The organism is Actinoplanes sp. NPDC049668 (assembly GCF_044465445.1).
Taxonomy (GTDB): Bacteria; Actinomycetota; Actinomycetes; order Mycobacteriales; family Micromonosporaceae; genus Actinoplanes.
The window spans coordinates 303,265-325,402 of the sequence record NZ_JBITLR010000007.1; the positions used below are offsets into that span (position 1 = coordinate 303,265).

Consider the following 22,138-nt stretch of genomic DNA (forward strand, 5'->3'; position numbering starts at 1 on the left):
GACAACATGCCATCCCCCGAGTTTTTGATCAAGCAGCTTGGTCACCGGGAGTGCCACTGTACGCACTGTCGAGATAGGACCGCTGCCCCTTGATCTCCGCCCACCCGAGATCGCCCTGCGTAGCAATTTGGTGATCTTGTTTACAGGAAGTTGTCGATGCCCCTACGATGCGCTCGCCGGTTCACATGTACGGGGGATATTCATGGTGGACGCTGTTGCGTGGGTTCGTGCCCACCGTAGGCATTTCGACTTCACGACGACCTGGGCAGCCGCGCCATCGCTGCGAGCGCCGGTCGTCGACGACATCCACGTCCGTCCGGGCGCGCCGACCGACGCACAGGTCGCCGCTCACCACACCGTTACGGAGTTCTGAGCCATGTTCGCAAAGAGAGGGCTGGCGTTCGCCACCCGGTTGCGGCTGGCTCTGGCCTCCGTATCCGTGCTCACCCTGACCGGATCGTTCCTGGTGGTCCCGCCCGCCCTGGCGGATCCGGTGAAGCCGACGCACCTGGCCGGGCAGGTCGAGAAGCTCGATCGCGACGGCGGTGAGGTGGCCGGTCGCGGCTGGCCGGTGCGTAAGCCCTCGGACGCCGTCGTGCCGGCGCCGGTGTGGCCGGCGGCCGGTACCGCCATTCGGTCCTCGTTGAAGAAGCGCACGGGCAGTGCCGCGGCCGCATCGCCGGCGGCCCCGGCCGCCGACGTCAGGGCCGAGGTCGTCGACCGGCGGTCCGTTCCGCAGCGGTGGCGGGCCGGCGTGGTCGCGCGGGTGTCGGCCACGGACACCGGCACCGCTTCGGTCGCTGTCGACTACGCGAAGTTCCGATACGCGTACGGCGGTGGCTGGGCATCCCGGCTGCGCCTGTGGCGGCTCCCGGAGTGCGCCCTGACCACCCCGGAAAAGGCCGGCTGTACCGCCACGGCGCTGCCGTCGAGCAATGACACCTCCAGCGGCACGGTGACGGCCGACGTCGCGGTCGCCGCCGCGGCGCCGAGCGCGACCGCTGCCGCGGCACCAGGTAAGGCGAGCACGCTGGTGGCGCTGGCCGCCGACGAGTCGGGCTCGGCCGGTGACTTCGGAGCGACCCCGCTGGCGGCGTCCTCGACCTGGTCCGCGGGCGGTTCGACGGGCGGCTTCTCCTGGTCGTACCCGGTGCGGGTGCCGCCCGCGATCAACGGCCCGGCGCCGGTCGTCTCCCTGTCCTACTCGTCGTCGAGTGTGGATGGTCGTTCGGCAGCCACGAACAACCAGCCGTCGTGGGTTGGCGAGGGGTTCGAGTATTCGCCGGGCTTCATCGAGCGCCGCTATGTGGCGTGCAGCGAGGACAAGTCGGGTTCGCCCAACAATCCGGCGCAGACGGCCGACCTGTGCTGGCGTTCCGACAACGCCACCATGTCACTGGGCGGCAGCAGCACCGAACTCATCTATGAGAGCGGCAAGGGCTGGCATGCCCGTTCCGAGGACGGCTCCGAGATCGTCAAGCTGACCGGCGCCACCAACGGCGACGAGAACGGCGAGCACTGGAGGGTGACCTCGAACGACGGCACCCAGTACTTCTTCGGGCTCAACAACCTGACGGGTCAGGGCACTGCCACGAACTCCGCCTGGACCGTCCCGGTCTACGGCAACCATGCCGGCGAGCCCGGTCACGGCACGACGTTCGCGAGCTCGCGCGAGACGCAGGCGTGGCGCTGGAATCTCGACTACGCCATCGACGTCAACGGCAACACCCTCTCGCTCTTCTATGACAAGGAGACGAACAAGTACGGTGCCGAGGCCACCGAGAGCAAGACGGTCTCCTACGTCCGCGGCGGCACGCTGAGCCGAGTCGACTACGGCACCTGGGACCGGGGCAGCACGGACCGGTCCGTGGCGCCGCTCGCGCAGGTGTTCTTCGATACCGCGGACCGCTGCAACGCGGACTGTGCGACGCACTCGGGGACCACGTGGCCGGACACCCCGTGGGACCAGGAGTGCAAGTCCACCGCCACTACGTGCTCCAACTATTCGCCGTCGTTCTGGTCGACCAAACGGCTGAGCAAGATCCGTACCCGGGTCTGGGACGCCACCAAGGCCACGCCGGACTGGCAGGATGTCGATTCCTACACCCTGTCGCACAGCTTCCCCTCGCCAGGTGATGGTGAGCCTGGTGGCCTGTGGCTGGACTCGATCGTGCGCACCGGCCACGTCGGTGGCACGGTCACCATGCCGCCGGTCACCCTCGATCCGGTGGCGAAGACCAATCGGGTGCTGACCAAGCACAACACGACGAACAACTGGCAGCGGCTGTCGGGCATCCACACCGAGACCGGCGCACTCATCCAGGTCACGTACTCGAACCCGGAGTGCACGGCGACGAACCTGCCGGCATCCCCGGAGACCAACACCAAGCTCTGCTATCCCGTGATCGGGCCGGATCCGCTCAGCACCTCGGGAGGGGACGTCACCGAGTGGTGGCACAAGTATGTCGTGCGGCAGGTGTCGCAGACCGACGTGCAGCTCGAAGACGGCCATCAGGCTCCGACGATCAACACCTACTACACGTACGAGGGGACGCCGGCCTGGCATTACTCCGATGACGACGGGCTGAGCAAGGCGAAGTACCGGACCTGGAATCAGTTCCGTGGCTATGCCGGCGTCTCGGTGCGCGTCGGTGACAGCAACCCGACGCTGACGCGGACCAAGTTCCTGCGGGGGATGCACGGCGACCGCGAGGCCCCGGCGGGCGGTAAACGGTCGGTCGTCGTGCCGGCATCGCTGGGTGCCGAGACGGTCAACGACGAGGACGAGTTCGCCGGCATGGCCCGCGAGGAGACCGTCTACAACGGCACCGACGACAAGCCGGTCAGCAAGACGGTCAACGTGCCGTGGCGGTCCACGCCGACCGCATCGCGGACGGTCAACGGAGACACGGTGACCGCGCGGTTCACCGGCCTGAAGACCACATACCAGGGCACCGCGCTGGGCACGGACGGTTCCGACGGATGGCGCGTGAGCGGCCAGACCAGCACCCTCGACGATGCATACGGGGTCGCGAACTCGGTTCAGGACCACGGTGACGTCTCCAAGTCCGGCGACGAGAAGTGCACGAGCACGTCGTACAACCGCAACATCGCGAAGAACATCCTCACCCTGGTCAAGCAGGTGACGGTGAAGGCGCTGCCCTGCGACACCGCGCCGGCCGGCAAGGATGTCATCATCTCCGATACCCGGACCTTCTATGACGGTGCGACCAGCGTCGACACCGTTCCGAGTAAGGGACGGGCGACCCAGGTGGACACGCTCAAGTCCTGGACGCCGTCGGGTGGAACGGAGTGGCTCCCACTCACCTCGGCCACCTTCGACGCGTTCGGGCGCCAGGCGACCGGCACGGACCTGGTCCGCGCGAACACCACGACGACGGTGTATACGCCGGAGAACGGTCTGCTGAACAAGCGCACCCAGACGACGCAGCAGGGCTGGGTCACGACTGAGGAGATCCACCCTTACTGGGGTGTGCCGGGCAAGGTCACGGATCTCAACGGAAGGACGGCCGAGGGAACGTACGACGCTCTCGGTCGCACCACCAAGGTCTGGGAAACCGGCTGGCCCCGGTCGGAGCACCCCGATCGGCCGTCGACGGCGTTCACCTACTACTACAGCCCGCAGCGCACCTCGTACCCGTACGTCAAGACGGAGGCGCTCAACTCCGGCGGGGGCACGACCGTCACCTACCAGATCTACGACGGCATGCTGCGCCCGCGCCAGACGCAGAAGGTCGCCGTCGGCGGCGGCCGGATCGTGTCCGACACGCTCTACGACTCATACGGGCGTACCGAGTTGACCTTCTCGGCGCACGCGGAGCCGGGAGATCCCTCCGGCACGCTGTGGTGGGAGCCGGAGTGGTCGGTCCCGGCCCAGGAGCTGACCCTCTACGACCGGGCGGGCCGGGCCACCGACAAGATCTTCAAATCCGGCGACGGCGTCACCAACCTGGTCGAGAAGTGGCGGACGAGGACCACATACCAGGGGGACCGCACCACGGTGGTCCCGCCGCAGGGCGGCACGCCCACGACCATGCTGACGGACATCCTCGGTCGCACGGTCGAGGCGCGGCAGTACACCACGGCGTCCGGGATCAACGGCGCCTACGACGCGACGAAGTACTTCTACGACGCCAAGGAGAAGCTCGCCGTCGTCAGAGACTCGGCGGGCGACGAGTGGAAGTACACCTACGACCTGCGCGGCCGGGAGACCGAGGCCTCCGACCCTGACAAGGGCACGACGAAGTCCGAGTACAACGACGCCGGCGACCTGACCAAGACGATCGACGCGCGCGGCGAGGTCCTCGTCTACTCCTATGACGGGCTGGGCCGGCAGACCGGCGTCTACGACGACGCCGTGACCACCGCCAACAGGAGGACCGAGCTCAAGTACGACCGGTTGTTCACCGGGGTGACGGTCAAGGGGCAACTGACCGAGTCAATCCGTTACGACAACGGCAACGCCTACAAGTGGCAGGCGCGCGGCTTCACCACGCGATACCAGGTCAGCGGCGACCAGTACGTCATTCCGGCGGCGGAGACCGGGCTGGCCGGTACCTACATCTACAGCCACGGTTATTCGCCGTACACCGGAGAAGCCGCGACGATCGGCTATCCGGCGGCCGGCGGCCTGGTGGACGAATCGGTCACCACGAAGTTCGACACGACCTACGGTCTGCCGACGAGCATGACATCGGCCTGGTCGAGCGTCGGCTCGTACGTGACAAAGCAGCTGTACTCCAGCTACGGCGAACCGACGGTCACGCAGCTGAAGATCGCCGGCGGCCTCTACGCCGAGCAGTCCACCACCTACGAGCTGGACACCCGCCGGGTCCACCAGGTGAGGGTCAAGCCGGAGACCGCGACGGGCACGGTCGTCGACCGAGCCTATGAATACGATCCCGCCGGGAACATTCTGTCCGTCAGCGACAACCCGCAGGTGGGTGCGGCCGACACACAGTGCTTCGGATACGACGCACTTCAGCGGCTGAACTCGGCGTGGACCCCCAAGAGTGGGATCTCGTGCGCGACCGCGCCCACGACGAGCAACCTCGGCGGCCCCGCGCCCTACTGGTACGACTGGACGATCGACAAGATCGGCAACCGCACCAAGGAGGTCTCACACGCGGCGGCCGGAGACACCGTCCGCAACTACGCCGTGCCGACCGCCGGTCCCAACGTGATCCGTCCGCACGCGGTCACGTCGATGACGACGACCCAGCCCGGGCAGAGCACGGGCACCACGGTCTCCTACGGCTACGACAACGCCGGCAACATGACGACCCGGCCCGGCGCGACCAACGGTCAGGTGCTGAACTGGGATGCCGAGGGTCGCCTCTCCACCGTCGTAGAGGGCGGCAAGACCACCACCAACCTCTACGACGCCGGCGGTTCCCGGCTCATCCGCCGCGACGCCGGCGGCACCACTCTCTACCTGCCCGGCCAGGAGATCCGCAGGACTGTCTCGGGCAGCACCGCGACGCTTTCCTGCACCCGCTTCTACGGCTTCGCCGGCTCGACCGTCGCCTCACGCAGCACCGGGCAACCGGCTCTCACCTGGCTCTTCAGCGATCACCAAGGCACGCAGCAGGTCTCGGTCAATGCCGCCGGCCAGCAGGTCAGCATCCGCCGGCAGAACCCGTACGGCGAAGCCCGCGGCGCCAACCCGACCTGGCCGACCAACAAGGGCTTCGTCGGCGGCGACATCGATCCGACCGGCCTGACGCACCTCGGCGCGCGGGACTATGACCCCGCTCTGGGCCGGTTCATCTCGGTCGACCCGATCCAGGACCTCGCCGATCCGCAGCAGTGGAACGCGTACGCCTACGCCAACAACAGCCCGGTGACCCTGAGCGACCCCACCGGTACGGACCCGTGCCCCGGTGGTGGCGGCGGCTGCGGATACCCCGACACGCCGACGCACGTCTCGAACCCCGGTGCCTGCGGCAGCGCGAACTCGTGCGAGCAGCACCAGCGAGTGGACGGTAACGGCGGAGGCACGACCGGGAAGGGAGGCGGCCGCGGCGGCAGCGGCAACAACGGCTCGAAGGCCGGCTGCAACTCGGCCACCACCTGCGATCACGACAACTACCAGAAGACCGAACGAATTCGCGCCGCCATGATCCAGATCATGTCGGACTCCAACCCGGACAGCCGCACGGAGATCGGCGGATTCTGCCGCATGGATCCGGCTATGTGCGCGGCCTATCTTCAGGACCTGAAGCGCGGCGGGGTCCCCTGGCGTATCGCCGCTTCTATTCACTGCGGCGAGTCCGTCGCCTGCCGGCAGGACTACGGCATCGGCGGCATGGCCGGCGGACCTTCGCTCGGGAGCACACTCAACCCCGTCGTGGGTGACGCCATATTCGAGTCGATCGTCGGCGGCGGATCTCTGACGGTGGTTCGACTCGTCCGCTTGGCGCTCAGCGGTAAGAACCGCGAGGCGGAGCAGGCACTCAGAGCCTGTGTTGTCAGCTATGGCACCCACAACAGCTTCGATCCAGCCACGTTGGTCCTCATGGCCGACGGCACCACCAAACCGATCCGCGACGTCCAGGTCGGCGACCTGGTCCTGGCCGCGGACCCGGAGACCGGCGCCAGAACAGCCAAGAAAGTCACCGACCTTTACAACAATCTCGACGTCGACCTCGTCGACGTGGAGATCGCGCGGGCGTCCGGCGACCCCGAGATCCTGCACACCACCGCCGAACACCCGTTCTGGGACGAGACGCTGGCTCGGTGGGTCCTCGCGGGCGACCTCCAACCCGGCCACCGACTGAGCACCACGGAAGCCGGCACGGTCACCGTGCTAGACCGCAGGCCGGTCCCCGGTAGCAACTTCATGCTCAATCTCTCGGTCAGCGATCTACACACCTACTATGTGCTCGCTGGCACCACGCCGGTCCTCGTTCATAACGATAATGGAATTTATTCCTGGCCGAACACGGATGGCCCTATTCCGCAGCGAGGTCAAACCGCTCTGTATGCACAATTTGACCAGCGCACTGGCGAGTTCCTGAAGTGGGGCGTATGGACTAACACAACGGGCAACTATTCGCGTTACAAGCAGAAGTACCTCAAGGAACGGGGAATTCAAACCACGGTACTTCGGAACTTCGACTCGAAGGAGGAAGCTCACGCAGTCGAGAGTGACCTGGTTGCCAGAGCTCCCGGCCGATACAACCTCGAGCAGTATGCTGGAAGCAAGAGTGTAGGTGAGGATCCGCTCGATATTATTCGGAATCACGGATACAGGGGAGGCCCGGGGTGCTGACGTCTGAGCGATCGGCGCTGTGGGCGCTCATTGATTCAATTCCAAATACTAATCGAAGCGAACAAGAAATGACGGAACCCCTTCTGGCTAAGTTGTCAGACTTACCGATACCGCGGGTGGCGCGATTTCAACGCGAGCTTCTCGATTGTATGGATGACTTGTTGAATTGGAGGTTATGGGAGGCGGCCGACATTATTCATGAGCTGCCGTGCTCGGGTGACATGTTTGCCGACTTCAGATTGTGGGTAGTAGCTCAGGGCGGTCAGGTGTGTCGAGAGGTTCTGCGAGACCCGGACTCGCTCGCGTCAATACCTGAAATAGCGCGGATCCTTCGCCTTCCACGATCCTGGGCCGATGCGGACTATCCCCACTTCGCATCGCTTGGCGCGCTCGCCGGTGATGCTTTTGACGAGATTCTTGCGAAGCTTGGACCGGCTGTCGCGGAGTCGGTCGACCGCCCGGCCGTGCTTGATGAGCAGATCCCGGCCTACCTGAAGGAGTCATTTCCTGCGGACTACGGCGTCGATTCTGCTGTGCATCTTCGGTTGCCGACGCTTAGCGCTATGCGCTGGTCGCTCTAGGATGAAGCTGCCTTGCGACTGAATGAGGATGTCGATTCAAAGTTTGCCGTCGGAATGGTGCTCATTATTGGAATTCGGGGGGTCGCGGTGGCAGTGTCGGTCGGTCGGGTGCGGGCGTGGTTGCCTGGACCTTTGCTCGCGCTCTTGGCACTCGCAGCGGGCTGTGGGGGCGCCGGGGCGGTGACCCCTGTGACGGCACCTTCGCCGGCTCGGTCGGCGGTCACGTGGAACAGCTTCGCTGCGGAGTGTCCCGAGCTGGTCGATCCGCCCTACGGCTTGCCGGCGCGGGGTAAGCCGTTCGCGGCGGATCACGCCGATGACGCCGAACGCTACGAGACCCGCTGTGACTACGTGGCGCCGGCGGGCCAGCCGCTGCTCACCCTCCGGATGACGATCGACCGGGGAGCGAGCGGCGCGACGCGCGTCGAGCAGGAGTATCTGACGGAGCGCGAGGCGGCCGGCGGAATGGGCTGGGTCGACGTCGTCGATGTGCCGCAGGTCGGTGACGCCGCTTTCATGGTGTATGACCAGGGCACGTGGTCGGTGCTGGCCAAGGCGCGGACGGGGAACGCGATTGCTGTCGCGCAACTGCTCGCGGGCAGAGACGTCGCCGAGTCGTGGGATGACACCACGCCCCTGCAGCAGCAGGTTCCGGTGCTGTCGCCGGTGCTGACGACCTTCCTGACCGGGCTGAGCTGACCGGGCTGAGCTGATCGGGCGAGCGGGCGGCTCAGGCCAGGTGGGCGGGTAGGGCGGCGGTGGCCAGGACCACGCGGTCCCGTCCGCCCTGTTTGGCGGCGTACAGGGCGTCGTCCGCGGCCTGCAGCAGGGTGGCGGGGGACTCCAGCCCGGTGTACACGGTCACGCCGGCGCTGAAAGTCGTGACGATCGTCGCGCCGCCGAAGATCAGCGCGTGGTCGCGCACCGCCTGGCGTAGCGCGTCCAGCCGGGCCACCGCCTCCGCCGCCGTGGCTCCGGGCAGGAGGAGGACGAACTCCTCGCCGCCGTGTCGCGCCACGACCTCGCCGTCGCCGAGGGCGCGGCTCAGCGTTCGGGCCAGTTCCACCAGGACGGCGTCGCCGGCGGCGTGGCCGTACTGGTCGTTGACGCGCTTGAAGTGGTCGAGGTCGACCAGCGCGAGGGCCAGCGGCGTGCCGTCGTTCGAGGCGTGCTCGACCGCGGCGGCGAGGGCGTTCATGAGGTAGCGCCGGTTGTGCAGGCCGGTCAGATGGTCGCGGATCGCCTGCTCGGCGAGGTCCGCGCGAAGCAGTTCGATCGTCCGCAACTGCTCGCGAAGCTGGTTGTTGACGCGCTCGAGCTCGCGGCGCTGTCGGCTCCGCTCGGTGATGTCCCGGGCGACGAGTGCCCAGCCGATGCTGCGGCCGGCGCGGTCGTTGAGCGCGGACACGCGGACTTCGAGGTCGCGCCCGGAGCCGGCGACATTCTGAATCGTGTGATCGACGTCGGTGTCGGGGACGAGCTTGATGCCCAGGTCCGTGCCGAGCAGCACGCGGAGTGTGGCGCCGATGTAGGTGCTCGGCGCATCCGGCAGCAGTGAGCGCAGCAGGCGATCCGCGGACGGATTGAGGGAGAGCACCCGACCGCCCGCGTCCACGACGACGACCGCGTCGCCGATCTTCTCGAAGACCCGCTCGTGGGCGACCGGGGCCAGACCGGGCAGCGAGAAACGGGTCATCATCACGTACATGATCGGCGTGCTGACGGCGAAGCCGAGGACGGTCAGGTCGATGACCTTGCCGTGCAGCGACAGCACTATCGCGTTGGCGATGGCTGACGGCATCGAGATGACGATGGCGATCAGGTAGCCGCGGTATCGCGACGTTCCGCGTGCCCAACCCCGGATGACCCGGATCAGGGCGATGCCCAGCAGCACGTAGCAGTACGCGGTGTGCAGCCAGAAGAGCGGACCGAAGATCGCCACGTACCCGCCGTCGAACCCGGTCGGCTCGGCGCCGACGAAGAACTGGTGGTGCCAGGGGTTCGTCGCGACCGCCAGCAGGCAGAGCGCCGGCTCGATGGCCAGCCAAGTGATGGTCCGCCGGGTCAGCCGCCAGGTCCGGTCGATGGTCGTGTACGAGAAGCAGTGCCAGCTGGCGACGACGGTGCACACCCCGATGAAGGCGACGCCGAGAAACGCCAGCACGATGTCGGGGTCGCGGAACTGCATGGACGCGGCGTCCGCGACCGCCCACTGGGTGATGCCGGCCCCGAGGACCGCCATCGCGCCGTAGCCGGGCGCAATGTGGCGGCGTCGCCAGCCGGTGACAGAGACGGCCGCCGCGACGCCCGCGGCCGCGAGGAACAGCAGAGACAGCACAAACGTTGCCACGCCGCCGCCTCCCCACTCGAACTGCCATGAGGCTCATCGGCAGGGCGGAAACCCGGGTGAGCAGAAGCGGAGGGTTTGAGGCCTCGGCGTGACCGACACGACTTGCGTGCCCGTCTAGCATTCGCGGTATGTTCCGACTCCGCCCCGCCCTCGCGCTGTCTGCCGTCCTGTTCTCGCTGGTCGCGTGCACCCCCGACAAGGCCGAGAACGGCGGAGGTGAGGCGGCGGCGGTCAGTCTGCCGGCCGGCGAAACGCTGGTGAAAGAGTCCGCCGCGGCGATGCGTGAGATCAAGACCGCCCAGTTCCTGATCACCGCCGACGGTGAGATCGCCGGGCTCGGCCTGCGCCGCGCCGAGGGCACGCTGACCAGGGAAGGCAGCGCCAAGGGCACTGCTCAGGTCGAGCAGGCCGGCAGCCTCGTCGAGCTGGAGTTCGTGATCGTCGGCGACAAGCTCTATCTGAAGGGCCCGACCGGTGGATACCAGACGCTGCCGCTCACGTTGGCGGCCACCGTCTACGACCCGTCGGCCATCCTCGACCCCGACCGTGGCATCACGAAGGTGCTCGAAACGGCGACCGGCGCCACCACCGAGGCGTCGGAGCCGGTCGACGGCAAGGACGCCTGGCGCGTCGCGGTCAACACGACCGGCACCGCCCTGGCCGCGCTGATCCCCGGCTCGACCGGCAACATCACGGCCAAACTGTGGATCGCTGACGCCGACAAGCGCCTGCTCAAGGCGACCTTCACCATGTCGGGCGGCACGGTGACGGTGACGTTCAAGGAGTTCGACGCACCGGTGACGATCAGTGCCCCCTAGCACCACCGACGCCGCGCCGGCAGCGGCACGGCGGCGCCTGGCGATCAGCGTCGGTGGCGCCACCGTTCTGCTCGCGGCCCTCGACGCGTACGTCGTGGTGACCGTTCTGACCGACATCCTCGGCGACGTGCACATCCCGCTGAACCGGCTCGAGCGCGCCACGCCGATCGTGACCGGCTACCTGCTCGGGTACGTGGCCGGTATGCCGCTGCTCGGCTCGCTCTCCGACCGGTTCGGCCGCCGCGCGGTCATCGTCGCCTGCCTGGCCGGCTTCGCCGTGGGTTCGGCGGTGACCGCCGCCTCGGGCGAGTCGCTCCACTGGCTGGTGGCCGGCCGCGTGCTGCAGGGGCTGGCCGGCGGGGCGCTGCTGCCGGTGACCATGGCCCTGGCCGGCGACCTCTGGACCGCGCAGCACCGCCGCGCGGTCGCCCTCGGCGGGGTCGGCGCCGCGCAGGAACTGGGCAGCGTGCTCGGCCCGATCTACGGCGGCGCGGTCGCCGCGCTGATCGGCTGGCGGGGCATCTTCTGGATCAACATCCCGCTGGCGGCGCTGGCCGCCGTCGCCGTACTGTTCGCGCTGCCCCGCGAGACCGCCGCCCGGCCGCACCGTCCCGGCGTCGACGTGCTCGGCGGCATCCTGCTCGCGGCCGGTCTGTCCCTGCTCGTCGTGGGTCTCTACAACCCGGATCCCGAGCGCGCGGTGCTGCCGTCGTGGGGGCCCGCCACCCTCGGCGCGGCTGTCGCCGTACTCGTGATCTTCGGTTTGTGGGAAAGCCGGGCCCGGACCAAGCTGTTCGATCCGGCGGGCGTGCGCATGGCGCCTTTTCTCGCCGCGCTCGGCGCGAGTTTCTGCACCGGCGCCGCCCTGATGGTGACGCTCGTCGACGTCCAGCTGGTCGCGCAGACGCTGCTCGGCAAGGACGCGTTCGGTGGCACGCTGCTGCTCACCCGCTTCCTGATCGCCCTGCCGATCGGCGCCGTGCTCGGCGGCGCGTTGCTCGCCCGCCTGAGCGAGCGTCTGGTCACCCTGGTCGGCCTGCTCACGGCCGCTTTCGGGTACGGACTGATCGCGTACTGGCCGGCCGACGTGCTCGCCACCCGGTACGCCGGAATCCTGCCCCGCCTCGACACCGACCTCGCCATCGCGGGCCTCGGCCTCGGCCTGGTCATCGCGCCGCTCGCCGCGGCCGTGCTGCGCGTGACGCCCCCGGACCGGCACGGCGTGGCCTCCGCCGCCGCGGTCGTGTCCCGGATGGTCGGCATGCTGCTCGGCGTCGCCGCGCTCACCGCGTGGGGCCTGCACCGCTTCCGGGAGCTGACCGCGACCCTCGACACCCCGCTGCCGTTCGGCGTCGACCCTGCCGAATACCAGGCCCGGCTCGCCGTCTACGACGTGGCGGTCAAGGCCGCCCTGCAGACCGAGTACCAGGAGATTTTCCTGTTCACGGCCGGCCTCTGCGTAGTCGGTGCCCTGCTCGGCCTGCTGCTGGGCGGCAAGCGAACCACCGCGGGTGTTGCGCATGCCTGAACGTCGTAGCGATGCAGAGTCCGTCGATTGGGCCTCGCTCGAGGTGTACGGCCCGCCCGAGGAAGTTCCCGTCGCCCTGAACGCCATCTGGTCCACCGACCCGCAGCGGCGGCTGCTCGGCTACAGGTACCTCTCCGATCGCTTCGTGCACCAGGGTTCCCGGTACCCCGCCTCGGCCGTGGCGGCGCCGTTCCTCATCGACGTGGTGGCCGACTCGCAGGCGCCCGACCGGTTCGCCGCCTGCCAGGTTCTGTTGCATATCGCCATCGGGGACGAGGAGTACACGCTCAACGACCGGCCGGACTACGCGCACCGGCGGCGGGAAAGCGTGCGCAAAGCCGCCTTGACCGTCGAGGAGCTGGAAGCGGAGGAGGCCGCCTGGGTCGCCTCCGCCAAGGATCCGCAGGAGCACGCCGCGCGGGAACAGCGTGCCCGCCACGCGAACGTCGAACGGGACCGGCTGGCCGAGCGCTGGGACGTCGAGGCCTACGACGCCGTGCGTGCTGGTGTGCCTGCCTACATCCAGGCACTGTCCGCCGACCACCTCGGTACCCGGATCTACGCCGCCCAGCTGTTGGCGTACTTCCCGGAGGACGCGGCGTCGGTGGTCCCGGCGCTGATCCGGGTGATCGGCGAGGAGGACCCGATCGTGGCGTCGGCCGCGGCGATGGCGGCCGGCATCTGCGCCCGCGGCACCGAGGACCCGGCCGCCGCGGCGGCGATCACCGCCCGCTGGGAGGGCGCGACGAACCTGGCCGAGCGCTGGGCCACCGCGATCAGTTTGGCCCAGCTGCTCAACCACCCGGGCCCGGACATCCTGGCCGACGTCGAGGCCGCGACCGAGGCGCCGGCCCCGGTGCCGCATCTGCCGTTCCTGGACGGTGACATCGCAGCGGTCGCGGCCTACACGCTGGACCGCCTCGAGGACAAGCACACCCTCCCGTCCGGCCCTTGGTCGGACTGACCGCTCTGCTGCCGCAGTTGAGCAGCTCAGCCGTCATCCGGATAGGCTGCCCCCGGCGGCGTCGGGCTCTGCTCAGGCGTCCTTTTTCACGGGCGAGAGGCGGATCACCAGCATGACGCCGGTTTCCAGCGATCGGACGGCTACCGTGCGTCGAGCTGTTTCGGGAACGGCGGAGGATCTGCGCCCGTTGTTCGGGGAGTCGTCGGTCGTCTTCGCGTTGCTGGCCGGCCCGGAGCATCTGGTGGAGACGGCGAACCCCGCGTTCTTCGCCGCCGTCGGCGGGCGGCCGGATGGTCCTGGAGCCAGGCTCGCGGATCTTGCGCCTGAACTGGCAGAGCAGGGCTTCATCACCCTGCTCGATCAGGTCTTTCGCACCGGGGAGCCGTACGCCGGCCGCAATGCCCGGGTCGTTCTCGGTGCCGGCGAGGCATTCTTCGACCTCACCTGTGAGCCGCGCCACGATGCCGACGGTGAGGTCACCGGGATCCACCTGATCGGGGTAGAGACCACCCAGGTCGAGCACGCCCAGCGGTTGATGGCCGAGCATCGTGCGCTGTTGGAGCAGATCGCCCGTCAGGCGCCGCTGCCCGAGGTGCTGGACGGTATGGCCCGGTGCATCGAGAACCTCGCCCGGCAGGAGGTTCTCGTCTCGGTTCTGCTGGCCGATCCCGACGGTCGGCATCTGCGTCACGGCGCGGCACCCAGCCTGCCCGATTTCTACAACGAGGCGATCGACGGGATCGCCACCGGTGAGGGCGTCGGGTCGTGCGGCACGGCCGCCCACCGGCGGGAACCGGTGATCGTCACCGGCATCGCCACCGACCCGTTCTGGGCCGACTTCCGGGACCTGGCCGGCCGGGCCGGGCTCGGCGCCTGCTGGTCCACGCCGATCCTGGCCCGCGACGGTGACCTGCTGGGCACGTTCGCCATGTATCACCGTGCTCCGCGCGTCCCGCAGGACGCCGACTTCGCGCTCGCCCGGGTCTTCGCCGACACCGCGGCCCTGGCGATCGAGCGCCACCACATCGAACAGGCGAAGGCGGCCGCCGAGGCACGCGCCAGGCTCGCGCATGACGAGCTGGCCGAGGCGGTCCGCGCGGAGCGGGAACTACGTGCCGAGGCCGAGCAGCGCGCCACCGCCGCGGCGGAGCTCGCCGCCCAGATGCGCGCCGCCGCGGCTGCCCAGTCGGCCGTGCCACACCCGGAACGCTGCCAGCTCGGTGGCACCGCCGGCTGCGCCGAACCGGCCGAGATCAAGGTCGCCGACTCGTGGGGCGACGCGGCCTGGGGCTGCGCCGCCCACGTCGAGGAAGCGATCATCAGCGTGCGTTCGGTGTTCATCGCCAGCGAAGCGCTGGGCGGCCTGGCCGCCTACGTCAACCGCTGACCTGGTTCGCCTGGCGTCGTTTGGTGAGCCAGCGCATCACGTCCAGCGGGTGCGGCGCGGGGGCGGGGATCGGGTGGAACACGTGCTCGATCGTGTTGTCGCTGACGACCAGCGTCAGCCGGTCGTACAAGGTCATGTCGGCTGCGGTGGAAGTGGGTAGGCCGAGCTTGGCGGCCAGGGTGAGCTTGGGGTCGGGGATCAGCGGGTACGGCAGCCGGAGCCGGTGCACGAGTTCGCGTTGGTAGCCGGTCGACTGCGCGGACAGCCCGTAGACGCGCGCCGCCCCGGCAGTGAGGATTTCCGTGTGGTGGTCGCGGAACCAGGCGGCCTGTTCGGTGCTGGCTCGCGCGCCGTGGATTTCCAGCAGGCCGTTGGGCAGGTCTACGCCGGGCCGGCCGGTGAGCGGGTAGACGAAGATGACGCTGCGTCCGGGGCCGAGCGCGGCGAGGTCGACGGGTCGACCGTCGGTGGCGTAGAAGTCGAGGGACGGCATCGCTCTGCCGATGAGGCTGCCTGGGTCCGCGCCGGCGGCCGGCCCGGCGGTGATCACGCGACTCGCGGCGGCGTCGAGGCGGGCGTCGAGGGCGTCGCGTTGGGCGGTCAGCTGGCCGATGCGTTCTTGCAGGCCGGTGATGGTGCTGCGGTATGTCGCGAGCGCCGCGGCGCAGACGTGGGCGTCGTCGGCTCCGTCGGCGATCGACTCGACGAAGGGGCGGGTCTCCTCGACGCTGAGGCCGAGCGCCATCAGCTCGCGAATCTGGTCGACGAGGCGTACCGCGATCGGGTCGTACTCGCGGTAGCCGTTGCCGAGGCGTCGCGGCACGACCAACCCGGCCGCCTCGTAGTACCGCAGGGCGCGGACGGTGGTCCCGGTCCGGCGCGCCAGTTCCCCCACTCGCATGCCGCGACCCTAAACCCGGACCCATGGGTACGGGCGCAGGCATCGGCGGACGTCGGTCACGGCCGGCCCACGATCAGGCGCATCGACCCGGTGAACGTCGGCTGGGTACGGAGGTGACCGTGGCGGGCGTCCCAGGCGCCGGAGTCGAGGTCGGCGCGCAGCCGGTCGACGGCGCGGGTGGTGGCGGCCTCGTCGACGAAGCCCCATGCGGACTGCGCGGCCCGGACCCGTTCGTCGAGGAAGCGCTCGGGGCGGGCGTAGTAGGCCTCGGTGAAGCCGTCGACGCAGTCGATCGGGACCGGCACCTCGATGATCTCGGCATGGGATCCGACCGCGGCCGCGATGCCGGCGATCGACGGATAGCGGCGGCGTTCCGCGGCGATGAGTTCCGGGGCGTACTCGGCCAGCCAGAGCCGGTCGAGGGCGTCGCCGTCGCCCGTCAGCACCAACACCGGGCCGCGGGCGACCCGGCGCATTTCGGCCAGGCCGCGAGCGGTGTCCGACCACTGGTGCACGGTGACGGTGGCCATCACCGCGTCGAAGCTGTCGTCGTCGAACGGCAGCCGCTCGGCGGTGGCGTCCAGGGCAGGGGCCGCGGTCGCGGGACGCTGGGCGCGCATCCGGGCGGACGGCTCGACCGCGATGACGTACCGGTCGGCGGGCTCATAGGAGCCGGCACCGGCCCCCACGTTCAGGACCGTCCGGGCCTCACCCAACGCCGTGTGGATCATCGCCGCGATCCGCGGATCGGGGCGCCGTTGTAGCGCGTATCCGTGGCCGTCCGTCTCGTAGTCGACGTCGCCACTCGGTGCCTTGATCATGCGCTGACGCTAAACCCGCACCCCCGGGTACAGGTCAAGGCCGACGCGCTAGCCGGCGGCGGGGTAGGCGTGGGTTTCGGTGGCTTTGACGGCGGCCCACACGGTCTGGCCGGGGGCGATGTGCAGGTGCGCTGCGGCGGCCGGGGTGATGTCGGCGGCGACGATGATCGGGCCGTCGAGCTGGACGCGCAGGTTGTCGCCGTGGCGTTGCACGCCGGTGATGGTGGCGGGCCAGGTGTTGCGGGGGCTGCCCTCGGGGCGGTGCGGGTGCAGGGCGACGGCTGTCGGCGGGAACGCGACGAAGGCGTCGCCGTCGAGGCGGTCGGTGGTGGTGAGGGTGAAGCCGTCGCCGACGCGGACGGTGTGGCCGTCGGCGTGGCCGCGGTAGAGGTTGAGGCCGACGAGGCGGGCGACGTAGTCGGTGCGGGGCCGGGCGGTGATGGTGGCGGCGTCGCCCTCCTGCACCAGGCGGCCGTTCTCGATGATGACGAGCCGGTCGGCGAGCACCAGGGCGTCGAGCGGGTCGTGGGTGACCAGCAGGGTGGCGCCGGGGTGTTCGGCGAGGTGGCGGTGCAGTTCGGCGCGGGTGTCCAGCCGGGTGCGGGCGTCCAGCGCGGCGAGTGGCTCGTCGAGCAGCAGCAGGGCGGGGTGCACGGCCAGGGCGCGGGCGAGCGCGACCCGCTGGGCCTGCCCGCCGGAGAGCTGGCGGGGTTTGCGCGCGGCGTGTTCGGTGAGCCCGACGCGGGCGAGCCAGTCGGCGGCCTGCTCGCGCGCCCGGCGCCGGTCGGTGCCGTGTCGGCGGGGGCCGAACGCGACGTTGTCCAGCGCGGTGAGGTGCGGGAAGAGCAGGTAGTCCTGGAAGACCACGCCGATCGGTCGTCGTTCGGTGGGTGTCCACCGCCGGGTGTCGGGCCGGTCGAGGTCGTGGCCGGCGAGCCGGACGTGGCCGGCGGTGAGCGCTTCGAGGCCGGCGAGGGCGCGCAGGGCGGTGGTCTTGCCGGCGCCGTTGGGGCCGAGCAGGGCGACGACCTCGCCGGCGGCGATGCGCAGCTCGATGTCGAGGCGGAAGGTGCCGCGGTCGACGACGAGGTGGGCGTCGAGCGCCGCCGGGCCGGCGACCGGGGTCATGGGCTGGTGATCCATTTGTCGCGGAGCGCGGCGAGGATGGTGACGGAGACGATGAGCAGGATCAGGCTGAGCACGATCGCGGCGTCCAGGTCGGTCTCGAGGGCGAGGTACACCGCGAGGGGCATGGTCTGGGTGACGCCGGGGAAGTTGCCGGCGAAGGTGATGGTGGCGCCGAACTCGCCGAGGGCGCGGGCCCAGCACAGTACGGCGCCGGCGGCGACGCCGGGTGCGACCAGGGGCAGGGTGACGTGGGTGAAGGTGGTCCAGCGGCGGGCGCCGAGGGTGGCGGCGGCCTCCTCGTAGCGGGTGTCGGCGCCGCGGAGTGCCCCTTCGACGGCGATGATGAGGAAGGGCATGGCGACGAAGGCCTCGGCGATGACGACGCCGGCGGTGGTGAACGGCAGGGTGATGCCGAACGCCTGGTCGAGCCAGGAGCCGAGGAGGCCTCGGCGGCCGAAGACCAGCAGCAGGGCGATGCCGCCGACGACCGGCGGCAGCACGAGCGGGACGGTGACCAGGGCCCGTACGAGCCGGCGGCCGGGGAAGTCGACCCGGGCGAGCAGCCAGGCGAGGGGCACGCCGAGGGCGAGGCAGAGCAGTGTGGCCAGGGTGGCGGTCTGCAGCGACAGCCGCAGCGCGGTGAGCACGCCGGGTTCGGCCAGGCGCTGCGGCAGGGTGGCCCACGGCACCCGGATGAGCAGCCCGGCCAGGGGCAGGACCAGGAACGCCAGGCCGAGGCCGGCGGGCACCAGCAGCGCGATCGGGACGCGCTGGCGGCGAGCCCGCCGGGGCCCCGCCGCGGCGGGGCGGTCGCTGTCGAGGGTCATGGTTACGGCGCTTGGAACCCGGCCGTGGTGAGGACGGTCCTGGCCTTGTCCGACTGCACGTAGGCGACGAACGCCTGCCCGCCGGCCTTGTTCGGGGCGTTCTTCAACACCACGATCGGATATTCGTTGATCGCTCCGGCCGACTCGGGGAACTCGATGCCGTCCACGTCGGCGTCCGAGGCCTTCGCATCGGTCCGGTACACCAGCGCGGCGTCGACCTCGCCGAGCTTCACCTTGGACAGCGCCGCCTTGACGTCCTGCTCCAGGGTCACCGGGGTGATCTTCACCCCGGCGGCGGCGAGGGCCTTGGTCGCCGCCGCGCCGCAGGGCACCTGCTCGGCGCACAACGCGACCTTCACCCCGGGCCCGGTCAGATCGGCAAGGCCCTTGACGCCCTTGGGGTTGCCCTCGGGCACGGCGATGACCAGCTGATTCTTGACGAACGTGGTGGGGGCGCCCTCGGCGTTGCCGGCGTCGGTGACGGTCTTCATGGTGGCCGGCGAGGCGGAGGCGAACACGTCGGCCGGTGCACCCTGGTTGATCTGGGTGGCCAGGGCCGAGCTGCCGGCGAAGTTGAAGACGACCTTCGTACCCGGGTTGGCGGCCTCGAAGTCCTTGCCGATGGTGGTGAACGACTCGGTCAACGACGCCGGGGCGAACACGGTGATGTCGCCGGTGACGCCGGCCGCGCCGGGGCTGCCGTCGGTGCTGTCGCCGCAGCCGGTCGATATGAGTAGGCCCGAGACGGCGAGTGCGGCCAGGGCGTTGCGGAGTCTCACTGTTGGTTCCTCCCCTTGCTGCCACCGGGAGCCGATGACGGCCTCTCCACCACGACGTTGGTCGACTTGATCACCGCGACGGCCACGGAGCCGACCTGCAGGTCCAGGTCGTCGACGGCCTCACGGCTCATCAGGGAGACCACCCGGAACGGGCCGGCCTGGATGTCCACCTGCGCCATCACCGTGTCCTTGACCACGGCGGTGACGATGCCCCGCAGCCGGTTACGGGCCGACGAGGAGTCCGTCGGGTCGGCCTCGCCGGCCAGCGTCTGCGCGTACGCGGCCAGGTCGGGGCCGGTGATCGTGCGGTGGCCGTGCTCGTCGCGGGTGGCGGGCAACCGGCCGGCGTCGACCCAGCGGCGCATGGTGTCGACGCTGACGCCGAGCAGCTCGGCGGCCTCACCGATCCGAAAGTCCGTCACGACGCACACTCTACGTCCTGGCATATCCGAGGTAAAAGAGTCATCCTTCCTGGTGGAAACCAGGGTGCGGCGCTTCGTCGGCCAGCATCTGCATCACGGCGTCATCCGTGGTCCGACGTGGGTGCCGGCGCTCGGGATGCAGATTGACGCGGTGCCGGGTCGGTCGGTTGCCTGTCGGTACTGGGCGGCGATCGCCGCGGCGGCGTCCTCGGCGGCGGCGGCGGTGGCCAGGGCGACGGCGCAGCCGCCGAAGCCTGCGCCGGTCAGCCGGGCGCCCAGGACGCCGGGCGTCCGGGTGGCGATGTCCACGAGCGTGTCGAGTTCGGGGGCGCTGACCTGGTAGTCGTCGCGGAGGCTGGCGTGGGACAGGTTCATCAGGCGGCCGAACTCGTCGACGGCGCCTCGTCGTAGGGCGGTGACGCCGTCGAGGACGCGCCGGTTCTCGGTGACGACGTGGCGGGCACGTTTGAACTCCACCGGATCAAGGCGGCTCTGCTGGAGGGTGAGCAGGTCCTCCGTCACGTCCCGCAGCGCCCGGACGGTCGGGTCGGCCGTCCGGAGAGTGCGCAGCGCGGACTCGCATTCGGCTCGGCGCTGGTTGTAGGCGGAGCCGGCGAGGGTACGCGGGACGGCGCTGTCGAGGATGAGGACGCGCACGTCGGCCGGCAGCGGCACGGGGTCGACGTCCAGGCTGCGGCAGTCGATCAGCAGGAGGTGCCCGGCGACCCCGGAGGCGACGGCGAGCTGGTCCATGATGCCGCTGTGCACGCCGACGATCTCGTTCTCGACGCGCTGAGCGAGGCGGGCCAGTTCGGTGGGCTCGGGGGTTTCGCCGGTCAGGGACAGCAGGGCGGCGAGGACGCCCAGTTCGAGCGAGGCCGAGGAGGACAGGCCGGAGCCGAGCGGGAGGTCGCCGGCGATCATCAGGTCGGCGCCGTCTAGGTGGTGGCCGGCGTCGCGCAGCACCGCCGCGCAGCCGCGGACGTATCGGGTCCACTCCGGTCCGTCGCCGGGTTGAAGGTCGGTGAGCGGCCTCTCGTCCGTCGCGTCGAACCGCAGGGCGTGCACGCGGAGCAGGCCGTGCGTCCGGTGGCGTACCGCGATGTCGGTTCCGATGTCGAGGGCGGCGGGCAGGGCCCAGCCGTCGTTGTAGTCGGTGTGCTCGCCGAGCATGTTGATCCGTCCGGGCGAGTACACGATCAGGTCGGCGGGGGCGCCGAACGCCCGCTCGAATCGGTGCGGGAGGTCGCCGGCCGCGGCGGCGTCCGGCAACCACGGTGGCACGCGGAGTGTCATCGGCGGTCCGGCAGGTCGCGGAGCCGCTGGGCGGCGCTCTCCGGGGTGATGTCGCGTTGCGGCTGGCCCAGGAGTTCGTAGCCGACCATGAACTTCCGGACGGTGGCCGAGCGCAGCAGCGGCGGGTAGAAGTGCGCGTGCAGGTGCCATTCGGGATGGTCCGCGCCGTCGGTGGGCTGCTGGTGCAGGCCCATCGAGTACGGGAAGCTGACCCCGAACAGGTTGTCGTACCGGCGGGCCAGCCGGCCCAGGATGTCGGCCAGGCCGTCGCGCTGCGCCGGGTCGAGCGTCGGCAGGGCGCCGTGGTGCGCCCGGGGCAGCACGAGCGTTTCGAACGGCCAGACGGCCCAGAATGGGACCAGCGCCACGAAGTGGTCGTTCTCGATGACCACGCGCCGGCCGTCCTGGATCTCCACCTCGAGGTAGTCACACAGCAGGCATCCGCCGTCTTCGGCGTACCCGCGTTGCTGGTCCAGCTCCTTGACGACCTCGTTCGGAATCAGTTCGTCGGCCCAGATCTGGCCGTGCGGGTGCGGGTTGCTGGCGCCCATCATGGCGCCGCGGTTCTCGAAGACGAGTACGTTGCGGACCCAGTCGACGGCGGCGAGGTCGGTGTACTGCTCGCTCCAGGTGTCGACGACGCGGCGGATCGCGGCGGGCGGCATCTGGCCCAGCGTCAGGTCGTGGCGCGGCGAGTAGCAGACCACCCGGCAGATCCCACGTTCGCCCTCGGCGACCAGCAGTCCCTTGTGGTCGAGGCGCTCGGTGGGCGAGTCGGGCAGCAGCGCGGCGAAGTCGTTGTCGAACACGTACGCCTCGGCGTAGTCCGGGGTCCGGGCGCCGCGGGCCCGAACGCTTCCGGGGCAGAGGTAGCAGTCGGGGTCGTGTGGCGGGCGTTGCTCGATCACCACGTCCTCGACCTGCCCCTGCCAGGGGCGCTCGGTGCGGTGCGGGGAGACGAGCAGCCATTCGCCGGTGAGGCGATTGAGTCTGCGGTGAGGACTGGTGAACATGGCTACGTCCGATCAGGTGCTGGTGTGGC

Annotated in this window: 16 protein-coding genes; 7 read left to right on the forward strand and 9 right to left on the reverse strand. The window is 69.8% G+C overall.

What is annotated here, in order from left to right; genetic code table 11:
- Positions 1-376: 376 nt before the first annotated feature.
- From ACIBSW_RS29540 to ACIBSW_RS29550, 3 genes are all read left to right on the forward strand, one after another.
- The gene (locus tag ACIBSW_RS29540; RefSeq protein ID WP_354724460.1) at positions 377-7,294 is read left to right on the forward strand and encodes a polymorphic toxin-type HINT domain-containing protein; all 6,918 of its coding nucleotides are present in this window, start codon (positions 377-379) and stop codon (positions 7,292-7,294) included.
- Positions 7,288-7,875, forward strand: a complete 588-nt coding sequence (locus ACIBSW_RS29545) for a DUF4240 domain-containing protein (protein WP_354724462.1) — start codon at positions 7,288-7,290, stop codon at positions 7,873-7,875. The genes ACIBSW_RS29540 and ACIBSW_RS29545 overlap by 7 nt, the downstream gene beginning before the upstream one ends.
- A gap of 189 nt (positions 7,876-8,064) precedes the next feature.
- Complete coding sequence (locus tag ACIBSW_RS29550; RefSeq protein WP_354724464.1) at positions 8,065-8,574, forward strand: hypothetical protein; 510 nt, start codon at positions 8,065-8,067, stop codon at positions 8,572-8,574.
- A gap of 31 nt (positions 8,575-8,605) precedes the next feature.
- Here the strand turns inward: ACIBSW_RS29550 and ACIBSW_RS29555 are convergent, their stop codons facing one another.
- The gene (locus ACIBSW_RS29555) at positions 8,606-10,225 is read right to left on the reverse strand and encodes a diguanylate cyclase (RefSeq protein WP_354724466.1); all 1,620 of its coding nucleotides are present in this window, start codon (positions 10,223-10,225) and stop codon (positions 8,606-8,608) included.
- A gap of 128 nt (positions 10,226-10,353) precedes the next feature.
- On the opposite strand from ACIBSW_RS29555, the gene ACIBSW_RS29560 reads away from it, so the two are divergent.
- From ACIBSW_RS29560 to ACIBSW_RS29575, 4 genes are read left to right on the forward strand one after another with little or no spacing between them, the layout of a single operon-like run.
- Complete coding sequence (locus ACIBSW_RS29560) at positions 10,354-11,043, forward strand: LppX_LprAFG lipoprotein (protein ID WP_354724468.1); 690 nt, start codon at positions 10,354-10,356, stop codon at positions 11,041-11,043.
- Positions 11,033-12,571 (forward strand): MFS transporter, encoded by a 1,539-nt coding sequence (locus tag ACIBSW_RS29565; RefSeq protein ID WP_354724470.1) that lies wholly within the window; start codon positions 11,033-11,035, stop codon positions 12,569-12,571. The genes ACIBSW_RS29560 and ACIBSW_RS29565 overlap by 11 nt, the downstream gene beginning before the upstream one ends.
- Positions 12,564-13,535 carry a HEAT repeat domain-containing protein gene (locus tag ACIBSW_RS29570; RefSeq protein WP_354724472.1) on the forward strand — a complete coding sequence of 324 codons (972 nt, stop codon included), beginning with the start codon at positions 12,564-12,566 and terminating at the stop codon, positions 13,533-13,535. The genes ACIBSW_RS29565 and ACIBSW_RS29570 overlap by 8 nt, the downstream gene beginning before the upstream one ends.
- Entirely contained in the window at positions 13,453-14,922 is a 1,470-nt protein-coding gene (locus ACIBSW_RS29575; protein ID WP_354724474.1) for a GAF domain-containing protein, read from the forward strand. The genes ACIBSW_RS29570 and ACIBSW_RS29575 overlap by 83 nt, the downstream gene beginning before the upstream one ends.
- On the opposite strand, the gene ACIBSW_RS29580 is transcribed toward ACIBSW_RS29575, so the two are convergent.
- The 8 genes from ACIBSW_RS29580 to ACIBSW_RS29615 all read right to left on the reverse strand — a co-directional run bounded on the left by ACIBSW_RS29580 (position 14,912) and on the right by ACIBSW_RS29615 (position 22,109).
- Entirely contained in the window at positions 14,912-15,823 is a 912-nt protein-coding gene (locus ACIBSW_RS29580; RefSeq protein ID WP_354724476.1) for a MerR family transcriptional regulator, read from the reverse strand. The genes ACIBSW_RS29575 and ACIBSW_RS29580 overlap by 11 nt on opposite strands.
- Before the next feature lie 56 nt (positions 15,824-15,879).
- Positions 15,880-16,644, reverse strand: a complete 765-nt coding sequence (locus ACIBSW_RS29585; RefSeq protein WP_354724478.1) for a class I SAM-dependent methyltransferase — start codon at positions 16,642-16,644, stop codon at positions 15,880-15,882.
- 48 nt (positions 16,645-16,692) lie between these two features.
- Positions 16,693-17,772, reverse strand: coding sequence for an ABC transporter ATP-binding protein (locus ACIBSW_RS29590; protein ID WP_354724480.1), 1,080 nt, complete (start codon positions 17,770-17,772; stop codon positions 16,693-16,695).
- A complete protein-coding gene (locus ACIBSW_RS29595) occupies positions 17,769-18,599 on the reverse strand; it encodes an ABC transporter permease (RefSeq protein ID WP_354724482.1) in 831 nt (276 codons plus the stop codon). The genes ACIBSW_RS29590 and ACIBSW_RS29595 overlap by 4 nt, the downstream gene beginning before the upstream one ends.
- A gap of 2 nt (positions 18,600-18,601) precedes the next feature.
- On the reverse strand, positions 18,602-19,378 hold the full coding sequence (modA, locus tag ACIBSW_RS29600) for a molybdate ABC transporter substrate-binding protein (RefSeq protein WP_354724484.1): 777 nt from the start codon (positions 19,376-19,378) through the stop codon (positions 18,602-18,604).
- Positions 19,375-19,800 (reverse strand): TOBE domain-containing protein, encoded by a 426-nt coding sequence (locus ACIBSW_RS29605; protein ID WP_354724486.1) that lies wholly within the window; start codon positions 19,798-19,800, stop codon positions 19,375-19,377. Before ACIBSW_RS29605 ends, modA begins: the two co-directional genes overlap by 4 nt.
- Before the next feature lie 93 nt (positions 19,801-19,893).
- Positions 19,894-21,096 (reverse strand): galactokinase, encoded by a 1,203-nt coding sequence (gene galK / locus ACIBSW_RS29610; protein ID WP_354724488.1) that lies wholly within the window; start codon positions 21,094-21,096, stop codon positions 19,894-19,896.
- Positions 21,093-22,109, reverse strand: coding sequence for a UDP-glucose--hexose-1-phosphate uridylyltransferase (locus ACIBSW_RS29615; RefSeq protein ID WP_354724490.1), 1,017 nt, complete (start codon positions 22,107-22,109; stop codon positions 21,093-21,095). Before ACIBSW_RS29615 ends, galK begins: the two co-directional genes overlap by 4 nt.
- Positions 22,110-22,138: the final 29 nt, after the last annotated feature.

Coding starts and splice junctions, on each gene's coding strand:
- ACIBSW_RS29570 (WP_354724472.1), top strand. CDS start 12,564: ATGCCTGAACGTCGTAGCGATGCAGAGTCCGTCGATTGGGCCTCGCTC.
- ACIBSW_RS29585 (WP_354724478.1), bottom strand. CDS start 16,644: ATGATCAAGGCACCGAGTGGCGACGTCGACTACGAGACGGACGGCCAC.
- ACIBSW_RS29615 (WP_354724490.1), bottom strand. CDS start 22,109: ATGTTCACCAGTCCTCACCGCAGACTCAATCGCCTCACCGGCGAATGG.
- ACIBSW_RS29590 (WP_354724480.1), bottom strand. CDS start 17,772: ATGACCCCGGTCGCCGGCCCGGCGGCGCTCGACGCCCACCTCGTCGTC.
- galK (WP_354724488.1), bottom strand. CDS start 21,096: ATGACACTCCGCGTGCCACCGTGGTTGCCGGACGCCGCCGCGGCCGGC.
- ACIBSW_RS29580 (WP_354724476.1), bottom strand. CDS start 15,823: ATGCGAGTGGGGGAACTGGCGCGCCGGACCGGGACCACCGTCCGCGCC.
- ACIBSW_RS29540 (WP_354724460.1), top strand. CDS start 377: ATGTTCGCAAAGAGAGGGCTGGCGTTCGCCACCCGGTTGCGGCTGGCT.
- ACIBSW_RS29595 (WP_354724482.1), bottom strand. CDS start 18,599: ATGACCCTCGACAGCGACCGCCCCGCCGCGGCGGGGCCCCGGCGGGCT.
- ACIBSW_RS29560 (WP_354724468.1), top strand. CDS start 10,354: ATGTTCCGACTCCGCCCCGCCCTCGCGCTGTCTGCCGTCCTGTTCTCG.